Raw genomic sequence first — 3,505 nt, 5'->3', positions numbered from 1 at the left:
TGGTGGTCGCTACTGGGCTCGAACCAGTGACCCCCTCCTTGTAAGGGAGGTGCTCTCCCAGCTGAGCTAAGCGACCTGGGATATAACGTTTTGTATGCCATAATTTCTTTGTAGAAAATATGGTGGTCGATACTGGGCTCGAACCAGTGACCCCCTCCTTGTAAGGGAGGTGCTCTCCCAGCTGAGCTAATCGACCTCGCTGTGTGGAGCCGTATTATAGGGAGGTTCGATCTAGTGTCAACGCTTTTTAGTGAAAAAAGCATTGGTCGCGCTATTTTTGTCCATATTGGCTTAATGCTAATCACGCCGCCGATCAAAGTGTTATTTAATTCGCCAGTCAATGGTACGTAATTTGGACGCTCGCGATTAAATACGAGTTGAACTCATCCCATTCACCTGACTTTTTTGTGGTAAAAGTGCTGAGGAAGTGAGTGATTTATAAAAATTAGCGCACTAACAGCATGAGTGCATTGATAGTGTATAGATGCGCGTGTTCGATGGCGCAGATATTTATAGTCGAAGGAATATAGGTGTAGAGATTTAGGGGTTGGAATATAAAGCCTGAAAAATCTTCTCAAGTGTTAGCATTCATCAATGGTGGTGATAGCAATAGTGCCACCTTTATATATCGCTTTATATTGGCTTCCCTATAAAAGGGAGGGATTCGCGACACGATTTAACCAGATAAGTGATACTGTGAAGCTTGTCCCATTTGCAGCGCCTGCTTTGACTGTTAGAATAAGCCCACTTTTTTATCGTGATTGTCTTTATCTAGACGACTTTATATAGGTTAGTGTCCCATTATGACAACTAAGACGCGTTTTGCCCCTAGTCCTACCGGTTTCTTGCATGTTGGTGGTGCCCGTACGGCACTTTATTCTTGGTTACAAGCCCGTGCAAATAACGGTGAGTTTGTATTACGTATTGAAGACACTGATATTGAGCGTTCGACTCAAGCCGCTTGCGATGCGATTTTAGAAGGCATGAACTGGCTAGGTTTGACATGGGACGAGGGCCCATATTACCAAACTAAGCGTTTTGACCGTTATAACGAAATCATTGCTCAAATGTTAGAAAAGGGCACAGCGTATAAATGTTACTGTTCACGTGAGCGAATCGATGCCTTAAGAGAATCACAGGCCGCTAACGGTGAAGCACAAAAGTATGATGGTTGCTGTCGCGACTTACCCGCTCGCGAGACTGATGAACCATTTGTGGTGCGTTTTAAAAATCCAATCGGTGGTTCAGTGGTATTTGATGACCATGTTCGTGGTCGGATTGAATTTTCTAACGATGCATTAGATGACTTGATCATCGCCCGTACCGACGGCGTACCAACCTATAACTTCTGTGTGGTGGTTGATGATTGGGATATGGGGATCACTTGTGTGGTGCGTGGTGAAGATCATATCAACAATACCCCGCGTCAAATCAACATTCTTAAAGCATTAGGGGCGCCGATCCCAGAATATGCACACGTATCTATGATTCTAGGTGATGACGGCGCTAAGTTGTCTAAGCGCCATGGCGCTGTTAGCGTAATGCAGTACCGTGACGATGGCTATTTACCAGAAGCACTGCTGAACTATTTAGTACGTTTAGGTTGGTCACATGGCGATCAAGAGATTTTCTCATTAGAAGAAATGAAGCAATTCTTTAAGTTGAGTGACATCAACAAAGCCGCTTCTGCTTTTAATACCGATAAACTGGTGTGGTTGAACCAACACTATATAAAGAGCCTAGATCCAGAATATGTGGCAACACACTTACAATGGCACATGGACGATCAAAAAATTGATCTGTCAAATGGCCCAGCATTAGCTGAAGTGGTCACTGCATTAGCTGAGCGCGCTAAGACTCTAAAAGAGTTAGCCGCATCTAGCCGCTATTTCTATGAAGATTTTGCTGAGTTTGATGAAGCACAGGCGAAAAAGCATTTACGCGGTGTTGCGTTAGAGCCATTGCAACTGGTGCAACAGAAATTATCAGCATTAACTGAGTGGACAGCTGAAGCTATTCATCAGGCAATTGAAGATACTGCGACTGAATTAGATGTGGGTATGGGTAAGGTCGGTATGCCTTTACGTGTTGCAGTAACAGGGGCAGGGCAGTCTCCAGGCTTAGATATCACACTATTTTTAATTGGAAGAAGCCGTTCTGAGCAAAGAATATCCAAAGCGATTGAATTTGTAGCAGATAGAATAAATTCCTAAAAAAACGAGTTGACACTTTTAGGTGCGCTGCATAGAATGCGCCACGCAGTTGAGACACAGTCGAGCAAATGCTTGCAGTGCACTTAAATGTAGTTCGATAGGTTTGGGGTTATAGCTCAGCTGGGAGAGCGCTTGCATGGCATGCAAGAGGTCCACGGTTCGATCCCGTGTAGCTCCACCAAACTTACCGTAGATGTTAAACGGGAACCTTTTCTAGTGAAAAGTTCAAATTAATATGTCCGGGGTCCCCTTCGTCTAGAGGCCTAGGACACCGCCCTTTCACGGCGGTAACAGGGGTTCGAATCCCCTAGGGGATACCAAATATTGGTTCTTACCAAATAACTAACGTATTGTTTGGTAAGAAAAAAGTATAAATTTCTGCTGATACATATACTGCTAAAGTTAGCTGTGTTGACAAAAATTTGGGGCTATAGCTCAGCTGGGAGAGCGCTTGCATGGCATGCAAGAGGTCCACGGTTCGATCCCGTGTAGCTCCACCAATTTACTGCCTTATTAAGCAGAAACGAAAGTTTAAATTAATACACCCAAGGCACACTTCGCTACTTAGAAGAGTGCCTATGAGACCGTAGATGTTAAACGGGAACGTTAAGTTCAAATTAATATGTCCGGGTCCCCTTCGTCTAGAGGCCTAGGACACCGCCCTTTCACGGCGGTAACAGGGGTTCGAATCCCCTAGGGGATACCACATTTTGGTTCCTAGCAAATAACTAACGTGTTGTTTGGTAAGAACAAGGCATTTGCTTACTAGCCTATTAAAGCAAATGTGTTACAAAGCTCGGTTACGAGTTAAATCATAAGTCCGGGTCCCCTTCGTTCTTTTAGAAGAGAGTGCCTAGGACACCGTAGATGTTAAACGGGAACCTTTTTCTTTATATAAGAAGGAAATGTTCAAATTAATATGTCCGGGTCCCCTTCGTCTAGAGGCCTAGGACACCGCCCTTTCACGGCGGTAACAGGGGTTCGAATCCCCTAGGGGATACCATCTATATTTTATAGAGAGTGGTTCCAGCAAATAACTAACGTGTTGTTTGGTAAGAACAAGGCATTTGCTTCCTAGCCTACTGAAGTGAATGTGTTACAAAACTCGGTTACGAGTTAAATCATAAGTCCGGGTCCCCTTCGTCTAGAGGCCTAGGACACCGCCCTTTCACGGCGGTAACAGGGGTTCGAATCCCCTAGGGGATACCACATTTGGGTTCCTAGCAAATAACTAACGTGTTGTTTGGTAAGAACAAGGCATTTGCTTCCTAGCCTACTGAAGTGAATGTGTT

1 protein-coding gene and 8 tRNA genes are annotated in these 3,505 nt (G+C 44.5%); 7 read left to right on the top strand and 2 right to left on the bottom strand.

Going from position 1 to position 3,505, the window contains the following annotated elements:
- Both GWI56_RS21505 and GWI56_RS21500 read right to left on the bottom strand, forming a co-directional pair.
- Positions 1 to 76, bottom strand: a tRNA-Val gene (locus GWI56_RS21505).
- Between the two features lie 44 nt (positions 77 to 120).
- Positions 121 to 196: transfer RNA gene (locus GWI56_RS21500), tRNA-Val, on the bottom strand.
- Positions 197 to 803: 607 nt separating this feature from the next.
- On the opposite strand from GWI56_RS21500, the gene gltX reads away from it, so the two are divergent.
- From gltX to GWI56_RS21465, 7 genes are all read left to right on the top strand, one after another.
- The gene (gene gltX, locus GWI56_RS21495) at positions 804 to 2,213 is read left to right on the top strand and encodes a glutamate--tRNA ligase (RefSeq protein ID WP_105252064.1); all 1,410 of its coding nucleotides are present in this window, start codon (positions 804 to 806) and stop codon (positions 2,211 to 2,213) included.
- A 105-nt stretch (positions 2,214 to 2,318) separates the two neighbouring features.
- Positions 2,319 to 2,394 (top strand) — tRNA-Ala (locus GWI56_RS21490).
- 63 nt (positions 2,395 to 2,457) lie between these two features.
- Positions 2,458 to 2,533: transfer RNA gene (locus GWI56_RS21485), tRNA-Glu, on the top strand.
- A 104-nt stretch (positions 2,534 to 2,637) separates the two neighbouring features.
- A tRNA-Ala gene (locus GWI56_RS21480) sits at positions 2,638 to 2,713 on the top strand.
- 130 nt (positions 2,714 to 2,843) lie between these two features.
- A tRNA-Glu gene (locus GWI56_RS21475) sits at positions 2,844 to 2,919 on the top strand.
- A gap of 221 nt (positions 2,920 to 3,140) precedes the next feature.
- Positions 3,141 to 3,216: transfer RNA gene (locus GWI56_RS21470), tRNA-Glu, on the top strand.
- A gap of 130 nt (positions 3,217 to 3,346) precedes the next feature.
- A tRNA-Glu gene (locus tag GWI56_RS21465) sits at positions 3,347 to 3,422 on the top strand.
- The last annotated feature ends 83 nt before the right edge of the window (positions 3,423 to 3,505 follow it).

This window comes from Shewanella sp. DW31 (assembly GCF_015767295.1).
GTDB classification, from domain to species: Bacteria; Pseudomonadota; Gammaproteobacteria; order Enterobacterales; family Shewanellaceae; genus Shewanella; species Shewanella oncorhynchi.
This window is presented reverse-complemented; position numbering and strand designations above follow the sequence as displayed.